The organism is Sphingopyxis selenitireducens (assembly GCF_051550705.1).
In the GTDB taxonomy this organism is placed as follows: Bacteria; Pseudomonadota; Alphaproteobacteria; order Sphingomonadales; family Sphingomonadaceae; genus Sphingopyxis.
In genome coordinates this window covers 193,077-210,203 of sequence record NZ_JBPULG010000006.1, presented here as the reverse complement: position 1 = coordinate 210,203, position 17,127 = coordinate 193,077, and the positions used below count along the sequence as shown (strand labels likewise).

Genomic DNA, 17,127 nt, shown 5'->3' with positions numbered 1-17,127 from the left:
ATGGCCCGGTTCATTTATCTTACAACCGCTGTTTTCGGCCTGCTTGCGGGTTGCGCTGCCGTTCCCGATCTGGGCCCGGCGCCGGTTCCGGCCGCGCCCGAAGCGCTCGCATCGACGGCCTCCTTTGCCGACGCCAAAGGGGTGTGGCCCGCCGGGGGCTGGTGGCGGAGCTTTGGCGACGCGCAACTCGATGCGTTGATCGATGAGGGGCTGAAATCTTCGCCCGATGTCGCGATCGCAGCGGCGCGGGTGCGCGCCGCGGATGCCATGGCGCGGCAAGCGGGGGCGGCGCTGCTGCCACGCGTTGGCGCGGAGGGCGGCGCTGGCGGCGTCCAGCAAAGCAAGAATATGGGCATTCCGCCAGCCTTCGTGCCCGATGGCATTCAGGACACCGGCCACGTCGCCGCAACCTTTGCCTTCGACCTCGACCTGTGGGGCCGCAATCGTGCGGCGCTCGCCGCAGCTACGTCGGAGGCCGAGGCCGCGCGGGTCGATGAAGCGCAGGCGCGATTGATGCTGACCACCGGCATCGCGTCGGCCTATGCCGATCTTGCCGGATATCATGTCGCGCGCGACGTCGCGAATGAAGCGGTGCGCGTGCGAAGTGCGAGCGCCGCGCTATCGGCGGCGCGGGCGCGCGCCGAAATCGAAAATCGGGCGGCTGAGCGTCAGGCCGAAAGCCGCGCTGCCTCGGCGCGCGCCGATCTTGCCGCGCTCGACGAAGCGATTGCAGCGACGCGCAACCGGCTGGCGGCGCTCGTCGGCGCAGGCCCCGATCGCGGGCAATCCATTGCGCGGCCGACGCTTGACCATGCGATGGTGGGACTGCCGCCCGAGGTGGGGATTGGCCTGATCGGCAGGCGTCCCGATATCGTTGCGGCGCGGCTGCGCGCCGAAGCGGCGGCAAAACGCATCGATGTCGCGCGCGCCGATTTCTATCCCAATATCAGCCTGTCGGCGCTGGTCGGACTCCAGTCGCTCGGGCTGTCCAACCTGTTCAAATCGGGTTCGGAATATGGCAATGGCGGCGCCGCGATCAGTCTGCCGATCTTCGACGGCGGGCGCCTGCAGGGGCGATATCGCGGGTCGCGGGCGGACTATGATGCGGCCGTTGCGACCTATGATCTTACGCTGGTCAATGCACTGCGCGATGTTGCCGATCTGGTCGCAAGCCGCAGCGCCAATGCGCGCCAGCTTGCCGGCCGGCGAGAGGCACGGGCAGCGGCCGATGAAGCGGCGAAACTCGCGGGGCTGCGCTATCGCGCGGGCCTGTCGAACCAGCTCGAGCAGCTTACCGCCGAGGACAGCCTCGTGGCCTTGAATCGCGCGGTTGCCGACCTTGAGGCGCGGCAATTGTCGCTCGACATCGCACTGATCCGCGCGCTCGGCGGCGGATATCAGGCGCAAAATATCACAGGAGACAGATGATGGCCGAAGATACGGCTGCGACCGAAACCGAGGCTCTCCCCGCCACCGACGAAGCACGCGGCGCCAAACGCAACAAGATGCTTCGCATCCTCGCGCTCGTCGTGCTCGTGGCCGCTCTTATCTGGGGCGCGTGGTATTTCCTGACGCAGTCCGGAAGAGTTCATACCGACAATGCCTATGTCGGCGCCGATTCCGCCGTCGTCACCGCGCTCGTTTCGGGGCCGGTGAAGGAAGTGCGGGTCGCGGGAACGCAGGCGGTGAAGCAGGGCGATATTCTCGTCATTCTCGACGATGCCGACGCGAAGCTCGCGCTTGCCGATGCCGAGGCAGCATTGCGTCAGGCACGACAGCGTTACGGGCAGGCGGGGGCGAATGCCGACGCCGCACGCGCGCGGGTTTCGGCGCGCGGCGCCGACGTATCGCAAGCGCAAGCGCGGCTGCGCGACGCCAATGCAACGGTTGCCAAAGCGCGCGCGGAACTGGTGCGGCGCGAAAGCATCGCCGGAACGGGCGCGGTATCGGGCGAGGAACTGAGCGCGGCGCGCGCGGCGCTCGCCTCGGCGACGGCGGCTCGCGATCTCGCGGCGGCCGGTATCGCCTCGGCCGAAGCAACACGCGGATCGGCGAGCGGCGACCTAGGCGCCGCCGAAGCACTGGTGCGCGGAACGACGATCCAGACCGCGCCCGACGTCGCGGCGGCGCAGGCGCGCCTCGAAAAGGCACAGCTCGACGTTGCGCGCACGGTGATCCGCGCGCCGGTGGATGGCATTGTGACGAACAAGCAGGTTCAGGTCGGACAGCGGATCGCGGCGGGCGCGCCGATCATGACCGTCGTTCCGATCGATACGGCTTATGTCGATGCCAATTACAAGGAAAGCCAGTTCGAGGATATTCGCATCGGCCAGCCGGTCGAACTCACCTCCGACTATTATGGCGGCGACGTCGTCTTTCACGGCAAGGTCGTCGGCATTGCCGGCGGCACCGGCGCGGCCTTCTCGCTGATCCCCGCACAAAATGCGACGGGCAACTGGGTGAAGGTGGTGCAGCGCCTGCCGGTGCGCATCGCGCTCGACCCCAAGGAGCTGAAGGCGCATCCACTGCGCGTCGGGCTGTCGATGGAAGCCACGATCGACACGCGCGGGAATTGAGGGGATGGCCAGCGCCGCCCTGTCTGCCGGAGCATCCAGCGAACCCGCACCGCTGAGCGGCGTCAAGCTGTTCGCGGCGGCCTTCGCGCTTGCACTCGCCAATTTCGTCGTCGTGCTCGACATGACGATCGCCAACGTGTCGGTGCCGCACATCGCCGGCGGCCTTGCCGTGTCGCCGACGCAAGGGACCTGGGTGATCACCAGCTATGCGGTCGCCGATGCGATTAGCGTGCCGCTGACCGGCTGGCTCGCGATGCGGTTCGGAACGGTGCGCTGGTTCCTCTATTCGATCCTCGGCTTCGGGCTCTTCTCCTTCCTTTGCGGAATTTCGCAGACGCTCGACGCGCTGATCGCCTTTCGCATCCTGCAGGGGCTGTCAGGGGGACCGTTGATGCCGCTGTCGCAAATCCTGCTGCTGCGTATCTTTCCCAAGGAAAAGGCAGGCGTCGGCCTAGCGATCTGGGCGATGACGACGACCACGGCGCCGATTCTCGGTCCAATTCTCGGCGGCACGATCAGCGATAACTGGAGCTGGCCGTGGATCTTCTTCATCAACCTGCCGGTGGTCGCGCTCTGCGCCTTTGGCGTCGGCAGTCTCCTTGGCAAGTTTGAGACGAAGCGTGAGAAGGCGCGCATCGACGTCGTCGGGCTGGTGCTTCTCGTCCTGTCGGTCGGGGCGTTCCAGCTGATGCTCGATACCGGGCGCGAGCATGACTGGTTCGAATCGACGTGGATTGTGATGCTCGCGGTCATTTCGGTCATCGGTTTCGCCGCCTTCGTGATCTGGGAACTGACCGATGCCAATCCGGTCGTCGACCTTCGCGTTTTCCGCTTTCGCGGTTTCACCTTTTCCACCGTCGCCATATCGCTGGGCTTTGGCGCCTTTTTCTCGCAGGTCGTGCTGACGCCTTTATGGCTGCAGCAGGTCGCGGGCTATACGGCGACCGAGACGGGCTATGTCGTCGCGTGGATCGGCGTGTTCGCGGTGCTGCTGTCGCCGGTCGCGGCGGGATTGATCGGCAAGATCGACATTCGCATCTCCATCTGCACCGCACTTTTGTGGATGGCCTTCGTCTCAGTGCTGCGCGCCAGCTGGAACGCCGACGTCGATTATTGGACGCTGGCGCTGCCGCATTTGCTGCAGGGCTTCGGCATGCCTTTCTTCTTCGTCGGGCTGACCGCGCTTGCGCTCTCCAGCGTTCCCGCCAAGGATCAGACGTCGGCGGCGGGCTTGATGAGCTTTTTGCGCACGCTCAGCGGCGCGATGGGCACTGCGGTTGCGACGACGGCGTGGGATGTCGAAAGCCGCGTCGCTCGGTCGGAACTTGTTTCCGGCATGAACGATACCGGCGGTACTATGGACATGCTTCAGCGTGCCGGGATGACGCTCGAACAAGCGCGCGCCGCAATCGAACGACTGGTCGAGGTGCAAGCGTCCACGCTTGGGGTGCTCCACCTGTTTCTTGCATCAGGGGTGGTATTTGTTCTCGCTGCGACCGCGGTATGGTTCGCGCCGCTACCCAAAAAAGTATCGATGGGCGCCTCGCACTAGGGGCGCTTCGAAACAAGCGTGGCACACCCCTTGGGTTGTGCGTCGCAACATGCTAGGCGCGCGCCCATGCTGACGATCAACGGAATCACTGTACGCCTTGGCGGGCGCGCCATCCTCGAACGCGCCACGGCGAGCCTGCCGGCGAAAAGCCGCGTCGGGCTGATCGGCCGTAACGGCGCGGGCAAATCGACGCTGATGAAGGTGATGATCGGACAGCTCGAGCCCGACGAAGGCAGCATCGACATGCCGCGCCGCACCCGCGTCGGCTATATCGCGCAGGAAGCGCCCAGCGGGACGGCGACGCCGTTTGACACGGTGCTTGCCGCCGATACCGAACGCGCCGAACTGCTCATCGCGTCGGAAACCGAACAGGATCCCGACAAGCTTGGCGATATTCACGAGCGGCTGATCGCGATCGACGCCTATACCGCGCCGGCGCGCGCGGCGCGTATCCTGATCGGGCTGGGGTTCGATGAGGATATGCAGGGGCGGCCGCTCGACAGCTTTTCGGGCGGTTGGAAGATGCGCGTTGCGCTCGCGGCGTTGCTCTTCTCCGAACCTGATTTGCTGCTGCTCGACGAACCGTCGAACCACCTCGATCTTGAAGCGACCCTGTGGCTCGAAAATTTCCTGCGCGCCTATCCGGGCCAGCTGGTGGTGATCAGTCACGAGCGCGACCTGCTCAACAATGTCGTCGACAATATCCTCCACCTCGAAGGTGGTAAGGTGATGCTCTATGCGGGCGGCTATGATGCGTTCGAGCGTCAGCGCGCGGAGCGCGCAGCGCAGCTCGCGGCGGCAAAGGCATCGCAGGATGCGCAGCGCGCCAAGCTGCAGGACTATGTTGCACGCAACAGCGCGCGTGCGTCGACCGCGAAGCAGGCGCAATCTCGCGCCAAAATGCTGGCGCGAATGCAGCCGATCGCGGCGCTTGCGGAGGACCAGACGCTGGCCTTCGATTTCCCGAGCCCCGACGAGTTGAAGCCGCCGCTGATCACCCTCGATCTGGCGAGCGTCGGCTATGCCGACAAACCGGTGCTCCAGCGGCTCAACCTGCGGATCGATCCCGATGACCGAATCGCGCTGCTCGGGCGTAACGGCAATGGCAAGACCACGCTCGCGCGGCTGCTCGCGGCGCAGCTCAGCCCCATGGCTGGCGCGATGGCGGCGTCGGGCAAGATGCGCGTCGGCTATTTTACCCAATATCAGGTCGAGGAACTCGACGGCAGCGATACCCCGCTCGCGCATATGACGCGGGTGATGGAGGGCAAGACGCAGGGCGCGGTGCGCGCCCAGCTCGGGCGTTTCGGCTTTTCGGGCAATCGCGCGACGACCCAAGTGGCCAAAATGTCGGGCGGTGAAAAGGCACGCCTCGCGTTGGCGCTGATCACCCGCGAGGCGCCGCACCTGCTGATCCTCGACGAACCGACCAACCACCTTGATGTCGACGCGCGCGAGGCGCTCGTTCAGGCGCTCAACGGCTTTGAAGGCGCCGTGGTCCTCGTCAGCCACGACCGCCATATGCTCGAACTGACTGCCGACCGGCTGGTGCTCGTCGATGACGGCACCGCGCGCGAATATGACGGCAGCATGGACGATTATGTCGACATGATCCTCGGCAAGGGCCCGGCGAAGGAAAAAATGTCGAAGGCCGACAAGAAGGAAGACCGCAAAGCGGCCGCCGCAGCGCGCGAAGCCGCAGCGAAGGTCAAGAAAGAGGTTTCGGACGCCGAGGCCGATCTCGCCAAATATGAGGTCGTTCTCTCCGCCATCGACCGCGCGATGTTCGACCCGCAGGGCGCGGCGAACGAATATAAGGGCCTGACGATGAGCGAGCTGTCGCAGCGTCGCGGCAAGATCGTCGCGGCGCAGGAAGCTGCTGAAGCGCGCTGGGTGGCGGCAAGCGAAGCGCTGGAGGCGTTTGAGGCGGCGACCGCCTGACCTTCCTCGTCGCCCCTGCGCAGGCGGGGCTGCTGGAGTTTGTACGCCGCCAAGGATAACAAGGCCGACAACGGCCCCCGCCTACGCGAGGCGACGCGCATGCGAGGGACTCGCCGCTCGCACGTTGACTCGCACCCCTCATTCCATCATATTAGTTTCAATTGAAACTAGATGGGAATGCGATCATGGCCGACCTTTTCGAAAATCCGCTGGGCCTCGACGGCTTTGAATTCGTCGAATTCTCGGCACCCGAAAAGGGGATTCTCGAACCGGTATTTCAGGCGATGGGCTTCACCCAGATCGCGCATCATCGGTCAAAGGATGTCCAGTTGTGGCGCCAGGGCGGCATCAACCTGATCGCCAATTATGAACCCAAGTCGCCTGCAGCTTACTTCGCCGCGGAGCATGGTCCGTCGGCGTGCGGCATGGGCTGGCGCGTGCGCGACGCGGCCAAGGCCTATGCCGAGGCGATCGCGCGGGGGGCCGAACCTGTCGAGGTCAAAACCGGCCCGATGGAACTGCGTCTGCCCGCGATCCGCGGCATCGGCGGGTCGATCATCTATCTGACCGACCGGTACGGCGACGAACTCAGCCTTTATGACATCGACTTCGTTTATGAAGAGGGTGTCGATCGCCACCCGGTCGGCGCCGGGATGCAGCTGATCGATCATCTGACTCACAATGTCTATGGCGGCCGGATGGCGCATTGGGCGGCTTTCTATGAGCGCATCGCGGGTTTCCGCGAAATCCGCTACTTCGACATCAAGGGCGAATATACGGGGCTGACGTCCAAGGCGATGACCGCACCCGACGGCAAGATCCGCATTCCGCTGAACGAAGAGGGCGCGGGCGGCGGCGGTCAGATCGAGGAATATCTGCGCGCCTATAATGGCGAGGGCATCCAGCACATCGCATTCAGCTGCGACGATCTTTATGCTGCGTGGGACAAGCTGAAAGAGCTGGGCAATCCGTTCGCGCCCGCGCCGCCGGCGACCTATTATGAAATGCTCGAAGAGCGCTTGCCCGGCCATGGCGAGTCGGTTGAGGGATTGCAGTCGCGCGGCATCCTGCTCGACGGGTCGACGACCGAAGGCGACCCGCGCCTGCTGCTCCAGATTTTCGGCCAGACCGTGATCGGCCCGGTCTTCTTCGAATTTATCCAGCGCAAGAAGGATGAAGGCTTCGGCGAGGGCAATTTTACGGCGCTGTTCAAATCGATGGAAATGGACCAGATTCGCCGCGGCGCGCTCGAGGTCAAAGAAGAAGCTTGATCGCTCCCCCCCGTGGAGCAGTTTCAGCACGAACGGAGTTGGGTAAATGACCAGCCAATCGCCCATTAAACTCGGCGGCGTTCACCACGCGGCCTACCGCTGCAAGGATGCGAAGGAGACGGTCGAGTGGTATGAGCGCATGCTGGGCATGACCTACACCACCGCCTTTGCCGAGGATCATGTGCCGTCGACCGGCGAATATGATCCGTATATGCATGTCTTTCTCGACGCGGGGAACGGCAATATCCTGGCGTTTTTCGAGCTACCCAACCAACCGGATATGGGGCGCGACACCAACACGCCGGCATGGGTCCAGCATCTGGCGTTCAAGGTCGGCAGTTTCGATGAACTGGTTGCGGCAAAAGCGCATCTGGAGGCGAGCGGCGTCGATGTACTCGGCCCGACGCACCATGGCATTTTCAAGTCGATCTATTTCTTCGACCCCAACGGTCATCGCGTCGAACTGGCGTGCGATATCGGCACGGCTGAGCAATATGCCGAACTGCGCCGGGTCGCACCGCTGATGCTCGACGAATGGAGCAGGACGAAAAAGGCGCCACGCCACGCCGACTGGCTGCACACCGCGGCGAACGAATAGGCTTGTGTTCCCCGGCTTTCGCCGGGGACCAACTCTCAATGCCGGAAGTGGCGCATTCCGGTGAGCACCATCGCGAGGCCGGCTTCGTTCGCGGCCGCAATCACCTCATCGTCGCGGATCGAGCCGCCGGGCTGGATGACGCAGGTCGCACCCGCCTCGACCGCCGCCAGCAGGCCATCGGCGAAGGGGAAAAAGGCGTCGCTGGCGACCGCGCTGCCGACTGTGCGTGGGGCCGCCCAGCCGTGCGTTTCAGCGGCTTCGCGCGCCTTGATCGCGGCGATGCGCGCGCTGTCACGTCGGTTCATCTGGCCCGCGCCGATACCCGCGGTCGAACCGCCCTTGGCATAGACGATTGCGTTTGACTTCACATGCTTGGCGATCGTCCATGCGAAGAGTGCATCGGTCAGCTCCTCTTCGGTCGGGGCGCGGTCGGTGACGACTTTCAGATCGTCGCGCGTGATGTGGCCATTGTCACGGCTCTGCGCCAGCCAGCCGCCCGCGATCGTCTTCATCATCAGGCCGCCGCGCGCCGGATCTGGAAGCTCGCCGGTGAGCAGCAGGCGCAGATTCTTTTTCTTCGCAAACACCGCGCGCGCATCGGTGTCGGCATCGGGGGCGCAGACGACTTCGGTGAAAATGCCGCTGATCGCCTCGGCGGTCGGGCCGTCGAGCGGGCGGTTGACCGCGATGATGCCGCCGAACGCCGACACATCGTCGCACTTCAGCGCCGCGTCATAGGCTTCCGCGATCGTCGCGCCGCTCGCGACGCCGCATGGGTTGGCGTGCTTGACGATGACACAGGTCGGCCCGGCGTCGCGGAATTCTGCGACTAGTTCGAGCGCCGCGTCGGCATCGTTGATATTGTTATAGCTGAGTTCCTTGCCCTGCACCTGCTGCGCCTGCGCGATGCCGCGCGATGCGGGGCCGGCGGGAAGGTAGAGCGCGGCCTTCTGGTGCGGGTTCTCTCCGTAGCGCAGTTCGGTCTGAAGCTTGGCGGTGAGCGGCAACGTGTCGGGGAACAGCTTGCCCTGATCGGCGAAGGCGAACCAGCTGGCGATCATCCCGTCATAGGTCGCAGTGTGGGCGAAAGCGGTCGCGGCGAGGCGCTTGCGCAGGCCCAGCGTCGTCGCGCCATTGTTCGCGTCCATCTCGGCGATCACGGCGGCATAATCCTCGGGTTCGGTGACGATGTTCACAAAGGCATGATTTTTCGCCGACGAGCGCACCATCGCGGGACCGCCGATGTCGATATTTTCGATGATCTCGTCGCGGGCCGCGCCCTTCGCGACCGTCGCCGCAAATGGGTAGAGGTTGACGACGACCAGATCGATCGCGCCGATGCCATGTTCTTCCATCGATGCGACATGCGCGGCATCGTCGCGCACCGCGAGAATGCCGCCATGAACCGTCGGGTGCAGCGTCTTGACGCGGCCGTCCATCATCTCGGGAAAGCCGGTGAGGTCGGCGACATCGAGGACATTGTGGCCCGCCTCGCGCAGCGCCTTTGCAGTGCCGCCGGTCGAAACCAGTTCGACACCATGACGGACGAGCGCGGCGGCGAGGTCGGCGAGACCCGCCTTGTCGCTGACGGACAGAAGCGCGCGGCGGACGGGAACGAGATCGGTCATGGAAAGGGGCTTTGCTTATGGCGTGGAAAGACGCAGCCCCCCTAGGCGCGCCGCGGCTTCAGGGCAAGGCGTGAGCGGTACGGCCGAGCCCAGAAAACCGTTCATGCGGCGCCGCGGAAACGCGGAGAGGGAAAAAGAGCAAAGCAAAGAGAGGTTTCGCGCAGAGGTGCAGAAGACACAGAGCGATCGAATGGCAACGAAGCTACCAAAGCCCTTATCCGTGCGCCCCTGCGCGAATAATTTCCTGTGCCGTTACAGCCCCAGCGCCGCAGCAATCCGGTCCCAGCCGACCAGCTTGAAATTCTGCGCCTTGGGTGCGTTGTCGCCGTCCTGCGCGATGAAGAGTCCGCCCGCATAGTCGCCGCCGAAATTGCCCGCGGCAGCAGCGATCCCGTCGGTTTCGCTCGTCGCACCGAACGTCCCGGCAGCGACCGCGAAGCGTCCGATATAATCGACGCCGGGCAGGCGGAAGACGGCGAACGCATTGTCGCCCTGGCTCGATGCGATCAGGTAACGCTGTCCCTTGTGGTCGATCGTCGCGAGGCCCTCGACATCGGCGACGAGGCGTTGGTTGTCGACCGGAGCGACCAGACGCGCGGTTGCCCCGGTGCCCTCACGTTGCAACTGCCAGATGCCGGCATCTTCCTCGCCGACATAAAGCGTGTCGCCGTCGAAGACACAGCCTTCGGACTGGGTCGGGATCTTATATTCCCACTGAACGGCAAAAGATGGTGCAGCGCCGGGGGCAACGGTCAGCGTCCCGACGCGCACCGTGCCGTCCTTGACGATCAGTGCCGCAGTCAGCGGCGCGCCGGGCGCGGTCTGGGCCAGGCACAGACCATAGGCTTCGCCAGCGCCCGCAGGCGCGCGGCCGATCGCGGTGAGTGCGGGTTTAGCGCCGTCGAGGCGGAAGACCGCGAGATGGGCATTCACGCCATCGTTACGGTCGCTGGCGACGATGATGTCGCCCATCACGTCGACATTGTTGACCAGTCCGCCCTTGATGAACGCCAGATCCTTGCCGGCGAGATCATAAACGTGGAGGCCCGCCTTTTTGTCGGTCGCGATCACCAGTGCGCGGCCCGGATTGGCTGGGTCGATCCAGATCGCCGGATCGTCGGCAGCATCGGCGCGGCTGGTTCCGACGGGCGCAGTCTCGCCGCTCGCCGTAACCGGCGCCGGGGGCAGGCCGTGGATCACCGGTTCACTCGCAGCGCAGCCGGCGAGCACGGCGGTAAGTGCCGCGGCGGTAAACAGATTTGATGTTCGCTTCATCACTATCCCCTGTATCTATTTGCCCGATGCGACGCAGCGTCCGCCATCGGGGCCGATATCGCCCGAACATGTGCGCGCAGCCAGTGTCGGGTCGGTGATTTCGCTCAGACGGTTGCCGGCGGCGGTCCGTTCAAGGTCGAAGCCGTCGTAAAGCTTGCCAGATGCAGTGAAGGTGCGGAATTTCAGTCGCTTCGGATCGACGTCGACGATCTGGTAGAGTTCGGTGGCCTCGGCGATCTTGTCGGGCTGGTTCGGTGCTCGATCGTTGAGCCGGTACATTTTCGATCCGGTCACCGACACAAGATAGACCGGCCCCTGTATCGCGCCGCCCGCGCGCGCCTTTGCACCCGCTTCGCGGCCGGATTCGGCGGTCAGGCGACTGTAGCAATGATCGTGCCCCTGCAGCACCAGATCGACCTTGCGCTTTTCGAACACCGGCTTCCATGCCGCCTTGATTTCCTTGGTGTCGTTCGGGCGGGCGCAGGTGAAGACCGGCTGATGGAACAGCACCACGTTCCAGCTCGCTTTGCTCGACGCGAGGGTCTGGTCGAGCCACTTGGTCTGCGCCTCCATCGACCCGAGGTCGATCGCCGCAGTACCGTCAAGTACGATGAAGCGCACACCCTGATAGTCGGTGAAATAGGTCGTCGCCTCGACCGGCTTCGCGCCATTGGCGGGTAGCGCGAACTGGGCCGGCCAATAGGGGCCGAGCCTGCGGCTTTCGGTGCCGTCGGGTTTCAGTACATCGACATATTCGTGGTTTCCGGTCGCGGGAACTTGCGGGACGATTGCATAATTATAGCCGCCGGCCTGATTCCATTCGCCCCATTCATCATCATGATCGAGGTCGTCGCGCTGGCTGACAAGGTCACCGGCATGGACGACTAGGCGAATGTCGCCGTTGGCGTGAAAGGCTTGGCGGATCACGCGGCTGGCATAGGTGAGGATGCCGTTCTGGATGTCACCGAGATAGAGGAAGCGGAAGGGCTTCGCTTCGGCGGCCGCCGTGCGGAACTGATACCATTCGCTCCAGCCCGCGGCCCCCTTCACCCGGTAGGTGTATACCGTGTCGGGCGCGAGATCGGTGAAACGTATCTGGTGATAGAGGGCGCGGCCATAGCTGCTGTCGACCGGCATCGCCTTGCCACTGACGAGCATGGCCTTTTCCTCAAGCGTGGGCCCGTCGACCGACACCGCGATCTGGGCCTGGGACTCGGTCTGTGCGGTGTCGGTACGATAGGCCACTGCCATCTCGCGCGCCGGGTCGGCGCCGGGCGTGAGTACGATGCGGTCGGCAAGGTTTTTGGGTGCATAGGGAAGCCCCGCAGAGCGAGGGATGGGCGCGCCATCCTCCGTCTGCGTCATGATGGGAAAACCCGTCGTCGCCGGTTCTTCGGCAGCGGCCGGCGCGGCCGAAAACATCGTCGCCGCGAGCAGCGACAGACCGAACATACGCTTAGTCGTCATCATCTATCCTTCCCTGCCTGGTCGTCAGAAGCTGGCGGAAACGCCGAACTTCGCGGTCCAGCTGTATTTTTCATACTGCAGGATGCGCTTGGCGCCTTCGAAGTTTTGATAAGCGAAATAGGGCGCGTCGGTGACGTTCACCCATTCGGCGAACAGGCGGACGCCCTTCGTGACGCGGAGTTTCGCCGACAGGTCGAGCTGGAAATGCTGGTCGACATAGCGGTCCTGATCCGCGGTGCTGCCCAGTTCATCGAGATACTTGTCGCGATAGGTGCCCGCGGCGCGCAGCGAGAGTGGGCCCTTTTCATAACCGAGCGCGACGTTGAAGGTATGCTTAGCCGACGACATCAGCGGGATCGGTCGCGGATCGGCGATGTCGCCTTTATTGAACACCGTGCCTTTCGCGTCTGTGTAGGTGTAGTTGGCGTTGAGCAGAAGGCCATCGAAAGGCGAGGGCAGAAAGGAGAAGGACTGGTTGTAGGACAGTTCCAGACCCTTTATCTTGCCCTTGTCGCCGTTGATATATGTCGTAAGCTCGTCATACGCGACGCCATAGATGTTGCCCGGCGTGGTGATCCGCTGCTCGACGATGAAATTATTCACCGATTTCCAGAAGACGCCGGCGCTCAGCGCCGAATTTTTCCCGAAATACCATTCGGCCGAAGCGTCGATGTTCCAAGCACGGTACGGCTTCAGGTTCGGGTTGCCGAAGGTCGCTTCACCGTCCTCGTTGACGTCGAAACGCGGTGCGAGATTGGACAGTTTTGGGCGAACAAGGCTCTTGTAGCCGGCCAGACGCAGGACAAGGTCATTCGCCGGTTCGTAGCGGATGGTGAGGCTGGGCAACCAGTCGGTATAGCTGCGCTTGAACTGGTTGGGGGTGACGATGACCGTATCTTCGTCGAGCGTGACGCCTTCATAGACTTCGTCCTCGAGGAAAAGCTGGGTCAGCTTCGCCCGGATGTCGTTGCGGGTCCGTTCCATGCGGAGGCCGCCGATGACGCGAACCTGATCGGTTTCCCACCGTCCGAGCAGATAGCCGGCCAGGACGTCTTCATCGACCGAATAGTCCGACGAGTTCGAATTGATGTCGGTGTCCACCTGATTCGGTTCGAAATTGGCGCGGTTGTCATAGAAGAATTTCGTCGGGGCGAGCTGGCTCGGCAAGGGGCCGAGGTTCTGGATCCGATAGGTCTGACCGCCGAGCACGTCGGCCAGCGTATAGTCACCGTCATAATCGTCGAATACCAGCGTATCGAGGTTATAGGATTTTTCGCGCCAGCGCGATTTGACTCCCGCCTGAACCGTGAAGGTCCCGTTGCTAAGTGCGAATTCGCGGGCGAGGTCCGCTCGTGCGCTCCATTCCGTGTCCTTTGAATCGGACGGTGCGGTCAGTTCCAGTTCGTTGAATCCATATTCGGACGGGTCGTTGAACAGGTCGGTATCGCCCGACGCGGTGAAGATCGGTCGGCGCGGATCGGCATAGTCGAAGTTCACATCAACCCCGTCGCCGTCGAAGCGGGCGCGGAAACGCGTGGGATCGACCGAGGCGTTTTCGCGTTCGGTGGCCTCCGACCACGATCCCGAATAGGTCAGTTTCCACGGACCTGTTTCGGTTTCGCCGCCGACCGTGATCGACTTGATGCGCTGCTCCTCGGCGCGATCCTTCATGCGGCGGCGCACTTCGATGCGGCCGTCCGCGTCGGTGAAGAAAGCCGATGTCGCGCTGCTCTTGGCCGCGACTGGCGGTTCGTCCATGATCAGGATCACGTCGCCGCGATATTCATGGTCCGAAAATTTGTTGTAGATGCCGCGTGCGTAGAGCTTGGTGCTGTCGCCGGCCCGGAAATCGAGGCTGAGCGAGGCGCCGAAGCGTTCGCGTTCGACGTCATAGTCGCGGTACTGAACTTCCTCGGCATAGGCGATGCCATCGTTGCTCACGTTCCAGTCGGCGGCTTCGATATTGTCGGTCTCGAACTTGCGCTTGTAATAGCTGACGCCGCCCGCGATGCCGAAATTGTCGGTGACGCGGGTCGAGAAATCGAGGCTGCCCTTAGGGGTCAGCTTGTCGGCGTAATTGTTATAGCTGCCCTCGAGCTTGACCGAGAGCAGGTCCTTCTTGCGGTCGAAGGCGCTGGTGGTGTTGATCTCGATCGACGCGCCGAGCGTGTCGGCGTCCATGTCGGGGGTCAGCGATTTCTTGACCTCGATCGATTCGATCAGTTCGGCGGCGACGACGTCGAGTGCGACCGAGCGGACGTCGCTTTCTGGAGCGGGAATGCGTGTGCCGTTGATCGATGCGGCGTTCAGCTCGGGATCGAGACCGCGAACCGAGACGAAGCGGCCTTCGCCCTGATCGTTCAGGATGTTCACGCCGGGCAGGCGGCGCAGCGATTCGGCGACGTTCTGGTCGGGGAATTGGCCGATGCCGTCGCGGGTCAGGACGCTTTCGACGCCGTCGGCGGCGCGCTGGCGCGACAGGCTGCTGGCGAGGTTTGCCGCCTGACCGATGACGAGGATCGAGCCGTCGGTGCCGAGGACGACATTGGCGGTGACGCTGCCCGATTCGGGAACTGTGACCGACTGCGTCGTCGGCTCGGCGCCGCTGTAGCGGGCTTCGAGCGTGTAGGTGCCGGCCGGAACGTCGGTGAAGCGGAAGCTGCCGTCGCGGCTCGATTCGGCGACGCGGCCGAGTTCGGCGATGCGCAGTTCGGTGCTCTGCAGCGCGCGGGTGTTGGTGGCGTCGGTCACGGTGCCGACGATGTCGGACGCCCAGGCGACGGTCGGGAGCGCGGCCGCCAGCGAAAGGCAGGTACCGATCAGGATGCGCGAACGGACGGTGTGAAGCTTGTGCATGAAATCCCCCGAGGAGTGCGAGAAGGTCGCCCGCGCCTGTTGGCTACCGGCGGTCGAGGGGGCCAGTGACAGCGCTCTATGACCGCTGTGTTACGCAGCTGTCATAGTACTGACACAGAAGAAAGGGGGGGCGAGCAAGCGGTAAGGATTGCGGGCAAAGTGGCGGATCAGGAAATTTTGCGGATCCGGCCGATCAGCCGATATGTTTGAAGATCCAGCCGATGCTGGCGCCGCCCGCGGGCGCGGTGCCGGTGACGACCAGCTGTTCGGTTGGGTGCGGGCGGCCGTCGCCGTCAACCCACAGGCTGTCCTCGACTTCCAGCACGCCGTCGGACGTGCGGAATTGCCACAATGGCCCGCCGTTGATGCGAAGCAGCGCGCCGAGCCGGTCGGCGGTCAGGCTGGCCGACATATTGGCGCCGAGGTGAAAGCGCAGGGCAAAACCCTTGTCGCCCTTGCGCCGGCTGCGCGGCGCGGGGAGCAGCAAATCTTCGCCGCGAAGCTCGCGCCCGTTGGGCGACAGGATTAGCAGGCGGCGGTGGATCAGGCCATGGCGGCGGGCATAGCCGTCGTGGCTCATCTCGAGACGGCTGCCCTGAGGGGTCTCGCGGCGGTCGAGTTCAACCTCGGTCACGCCCTTGCCGAGCGAGCCATTTGGCAGGATAGCGGTCGAATTGGTATCGGCGAGGATCAGCGTCGAATGCGCCGCCGTTGTGCGCAGCCCGCGCGCTAGGTCAGCGGGGATCGTCGCACCGGTCAGCGCGGCTCCGCCGCAGTTGACGACGATGCGTTCGTCTCCATCACTGAGTTCGAAGGCGAGGGTCGAGGCGCAGCCCGCCTCGGTCACGCGGGCGATCGGGGGCGGAGCGGCATCGGCGAGCAGCACGACCTTGCCCGCGACCAGCCGTTGATAGCCCCAGTCGCGCGCCTGTTTGAGCGGGCGGGTGCGGATGCCGCTGGCGCGGACGATGGCCTGAATGTCAGCGGCGGCGGTCGCGCCGCTGCCCTGCCAATTGCCCATGCCGCCATCGCTATGGACGAGGCCGAGCAGCGCGGGAACCGCGCGCGTCAGCACTTCCTGGACGAAGGGCGGAACTTCCATGCGGCGCATGTCATAAACTTGCGCGAGCATCGACAGTGCCATGATCGCGTCGAGCTGAGCCTGCGGCGAGCGCGAGATATTGCCGCCGTCGGCGTAGAAGCTGGTTTCGAGGACCTTGCGAAGGCCTGCTTCGCCGAAAATCTGCCGCGGTTCGCCGCCGGGCATCAGCAACGACGCGGCGACGATCCCGACCCATGCGACCATCTGGCCGGTGCCGGGGCGTGTCTTGTCGGCGACGCGGTCGAGGTGCCGCGCCGCGCGAGCGAGATGATTGAGGACCGCCGAGCGATATATGAGGTCGCTCGACGACAGGATCAGCGGCGCGTGCGCAGCCCAGAACAGGATCCGCCACGCGCTGTTGTCGGCCTTCCACGCGGGTTCGCCCACCGTTTCGCCGTGGGTCGCCAGCCAGTGGCGCACCACGGCTTCGGCGATCGGCACGCCGTCGGCGCGGGTGCCGGTCGCGGCCAGATCGCGCAGCCATGCAAAGCTGTGGAGATAGTCGGCGAAAGCCGGCGGAACGTCGAGGGCCGCGAAATCGAGATCGCCAAGCGAGAGCTTCAGCCCGCGATGGAGGAAATGACCGGCGCGGATCGCGGTGCCGGCGCGGGCGTCGCCCGGAACCGGGTCGGTCGGCACGCCGAGCAGTTTCAGCGGGAAGCGGCCCTTCAGGCGCAGCGCGTGGAGCGGGGTGCGCCAGGTCAGCCGGGTGATATGATTGGCGATCCGGTCGCCGAGGGTCAGGCCCCTGTCGGCGGGCAGGCGAATCAGGCGCTTGCCGGGCTCGATCAGGTCATCGAGGACGTCGGCAGCGGCGGTACCCGGATCATTGTCGGTTGGGGCCGTCACCGGTTTTGCCAT

The 17,127-nt window shown here is 64.3% G+C and carries 11 protein-coding genes; 6 read left to right on the top strand and 5 right to left on the bottom strand.

Going from position 1 to position 17,127, the window contains the following annotated elements; genetic code table 11:
• The 6 genes from ACSYDV_RS19575 (at position 1) to ACSYDV_RS19550 (ending at position 7,938) form a co-directional block, all read left to right on the top strand.
• Positions 1–1,428, top strand: coding sequence for an efflux transporter outer membrane subunit (locus tag ACSYDV_RS19575; protein ID WP_438325628.1), 1,428 nt, complete (start codon positions 1–3; stop codon positions 1,426–1,428).
• Positions 1,425–2,576 (top strand): HlyD family secretion protein, encoded by a 1,152-nt coding sequence (locus ACSYDV_RS19570; RefSeq protein ID WP_438325627.1) that lies wholly within the window; start codon positions 1,425–1,427, stop codon positions 2,574–2,576. Before ACSYDV_RS19575 ends, ACSYDV_RS19570 begins: the two co-directional genes overlap by 4 nt.
• 4 nt (positions 2,577–2,580) lie before the next feature.
• Positions 2,581–4,128: a DHA2 family efflux MFS transporter permease subunit gene (locus ACSYDV_RS19565; protein ID WP_438325626.1), complete on the top strand. Its 1,548-nt coding sequence runs from the start codon at positions 2,581–2,583 to the stop codon at positions 4,126–4,128.
• Positions 4,129–4,194: 66 nt separating this feature from the next.
• Positions 4,195–6,069: an ABC-F family ATP-binding cassette domain-containing protein gene (locus ACSYDV_RS19560; RefSeq protein WP_438325625.1), complete on the top strand. Its 1,875-nt coding sequence runs from the start codon at positions 4,195–4,197 to the stop codon at positions 6,067–6,069.
• A gap of 185 nt (positions 6,070–6,254) precedes the next feature.
• A complete protein-coding gene (gene hppD, locus ACSYDV_RS19555; protein WP_438325623.1) occupies positions 6,255–7,340 on the top strand; it encodes a 4-hydroxyphenylpyruvate dioxygenase in 1,086 nt (361 codons plus the stop codon).
• Between the two features lie 46 nt (positions 7,341–7,386).
• The gene (locus tag ACSYDV_RS19550; protein WP_438325622.1) at positions 7,387–7,938 is read left to right on the top strand and encodes a VOC family protein; all 552 of its coding nucleotides are present in this window, start codon (positions 7,387–7,389) and stop codon (positions 7,936–7,938) included.
• A gap of 35 nt (positions 7,939–7,973) precedes the next feature.
• Here ACSYDV_RS19550 and purH read toward each other — a convergent pair whose 3' ends face one another.
• The 5 genes from purH to ACSYDV_RS19525 all read right to left on the bottom strand — a co-directional run bounded on the left by purH (position 7,974) and on the right by ACSYDV_RS19525 (position 17,127).
• Positions 7,974–9,566, bottom strand: a complete 1,593-nt coding sequence (gene purH / locus ACSYDV_RS19545; RefSeq protein WP_438325621.1) for a bifunctional phosphoribosylaminoimidazolecarboxamide formyltransferase/IMP cyclohydrolase — start codon at positions 9,564–9,566, stop codon at positions 7,974–7,976.
• Between the two features lie 252 nt (positions 9,567–9,818).
• Positions 9,819–10,841: a phytase gene (locus tag ACSYDV_RS19540; RefSeq protein WP_438325620.1), complete on the bottom strand. Its 1,023-nt coding sequence runs from the start codon at positions 10,839–10,841 to the stop codon at positions 9,819–9,821.
• Between the two features lie 15 nt (positions 10,842–10,856).
• Positions 10,857–12,293, bottom strand: coding sequence for a purple acid phosphatase family protein (locus ACSYDV_RS19535; RefSeq protein WP_438325996.1), 1,437 nt, complete (start codon positions 12,291–12,293; stop codon positions 10,857–10,859).
• 39 nt (positions 12,294–12,332) lie between these two features.
• Positions 12,333–15,164 carry a TonB-dependent receptor gene (locus ACSYDV_RS19530; RefSeq protein WP_438325619.1) on the bottom strand — a complete coding sequence of 944 codons (2,832 nt, stop codon included), beginning with the start codon at positions 15,162–15,164 and terminating at the stop codon, positions 12,333–12,335.
• Between the two features lie 193 nt (positions 15,165–15,357).
• Positions 15,358–17,127, bottom strand: a complete 1,770-nt coding sequence (locus ACSYDV_RS19525) for a heparinase II/III family protein (RefSeq protein ID WP_438325618.1) — start codon at positions 17,125–17,127, stop codon at positions 15,358–15,360.

Excerpts from the sequence above, each read along its gene's own strand:
- ACSYDV_RS19575 (WP_438325628.1), top strand. The coding sequence starts at position 1 with ATGGCCCGGTTCATTTATCTTACAACCGCTGTTTTCGGCCTGCTTGCG.
- ACSYDV_RS19570 (WP_438325627.1), top strand. The coding sequence starts at position 1,425 with ATGATGGCCGAAGATACGGCTGCGACCGAAACCGAGGCTCTCCCCGCC.
- ACSYDV_RS19565 (WP_438325626.1), top strand. The coding sequence starts at position 2,581 with ATGGCCAGCGCCGCCCTGTCTGCCGGAGCATCCAGCGAACCCGCACCG.
- ACSYDV_RS19560 (WP_438325625.1), top strand. The coding sequence starts at position 4,195 with ATGCTGACGATCAACGGAATCACTGTACGCCTTGGCGGGCGCGCCATC.
- hppD (WP_438325623.1), top strand. The coding sequence starts at position 6,255 with ATGGCCGACCTTTTCGAAAATCCGCTGGGCCTCGACGGCTTTGAATTC.
- ACSYDV_RS19550 (WP_438325622.1), top strand. The coding sequence starts at position 7,387 with ATGACCAGCCAATCGCCCATTAAACTCGGCGGCGTTCACCACGCGGCC.
- purH (WP_438325621.1), bottom strand. The coding sequence starts at position 9,566 with ATGACCGATCTCGTTCCCGTCCGCCGCGCGCTTCTGTCCGTCAGCGAC.
- ACSYDV_RS19540 (WP_438325620.1), bottom strand. The coding sequence starts at position 10,841 with ATGAAGCGAACATCAAATCTGTTTACCGCCGCGGCACTTACCGCCGTG.
- ACSYDV_RS19535 (WP_438325996.1), bottom strand. The coding sequence starts at position 12,293 with ATGTTCGGTCTGTCGCTGCTCGCGGCGACGATGTTTTCGGCCGCGCCG.
- ACSYDV_RS19530 (WP_438325619.1), bottom strand. The coding sequence starts at position 15,164 with ATGCACAAGCTTCACACCGTCCGTTCGCGCATCCTGATCGGTACCTGC.
- ACSYDV_RS19525 (WP_438325618.1), bottom strand. The coding sequence starts at position 17,127 with ATGGCAAAACCGGTGACGGCCCCAACCGACAATGATCCGGGTACCGCC.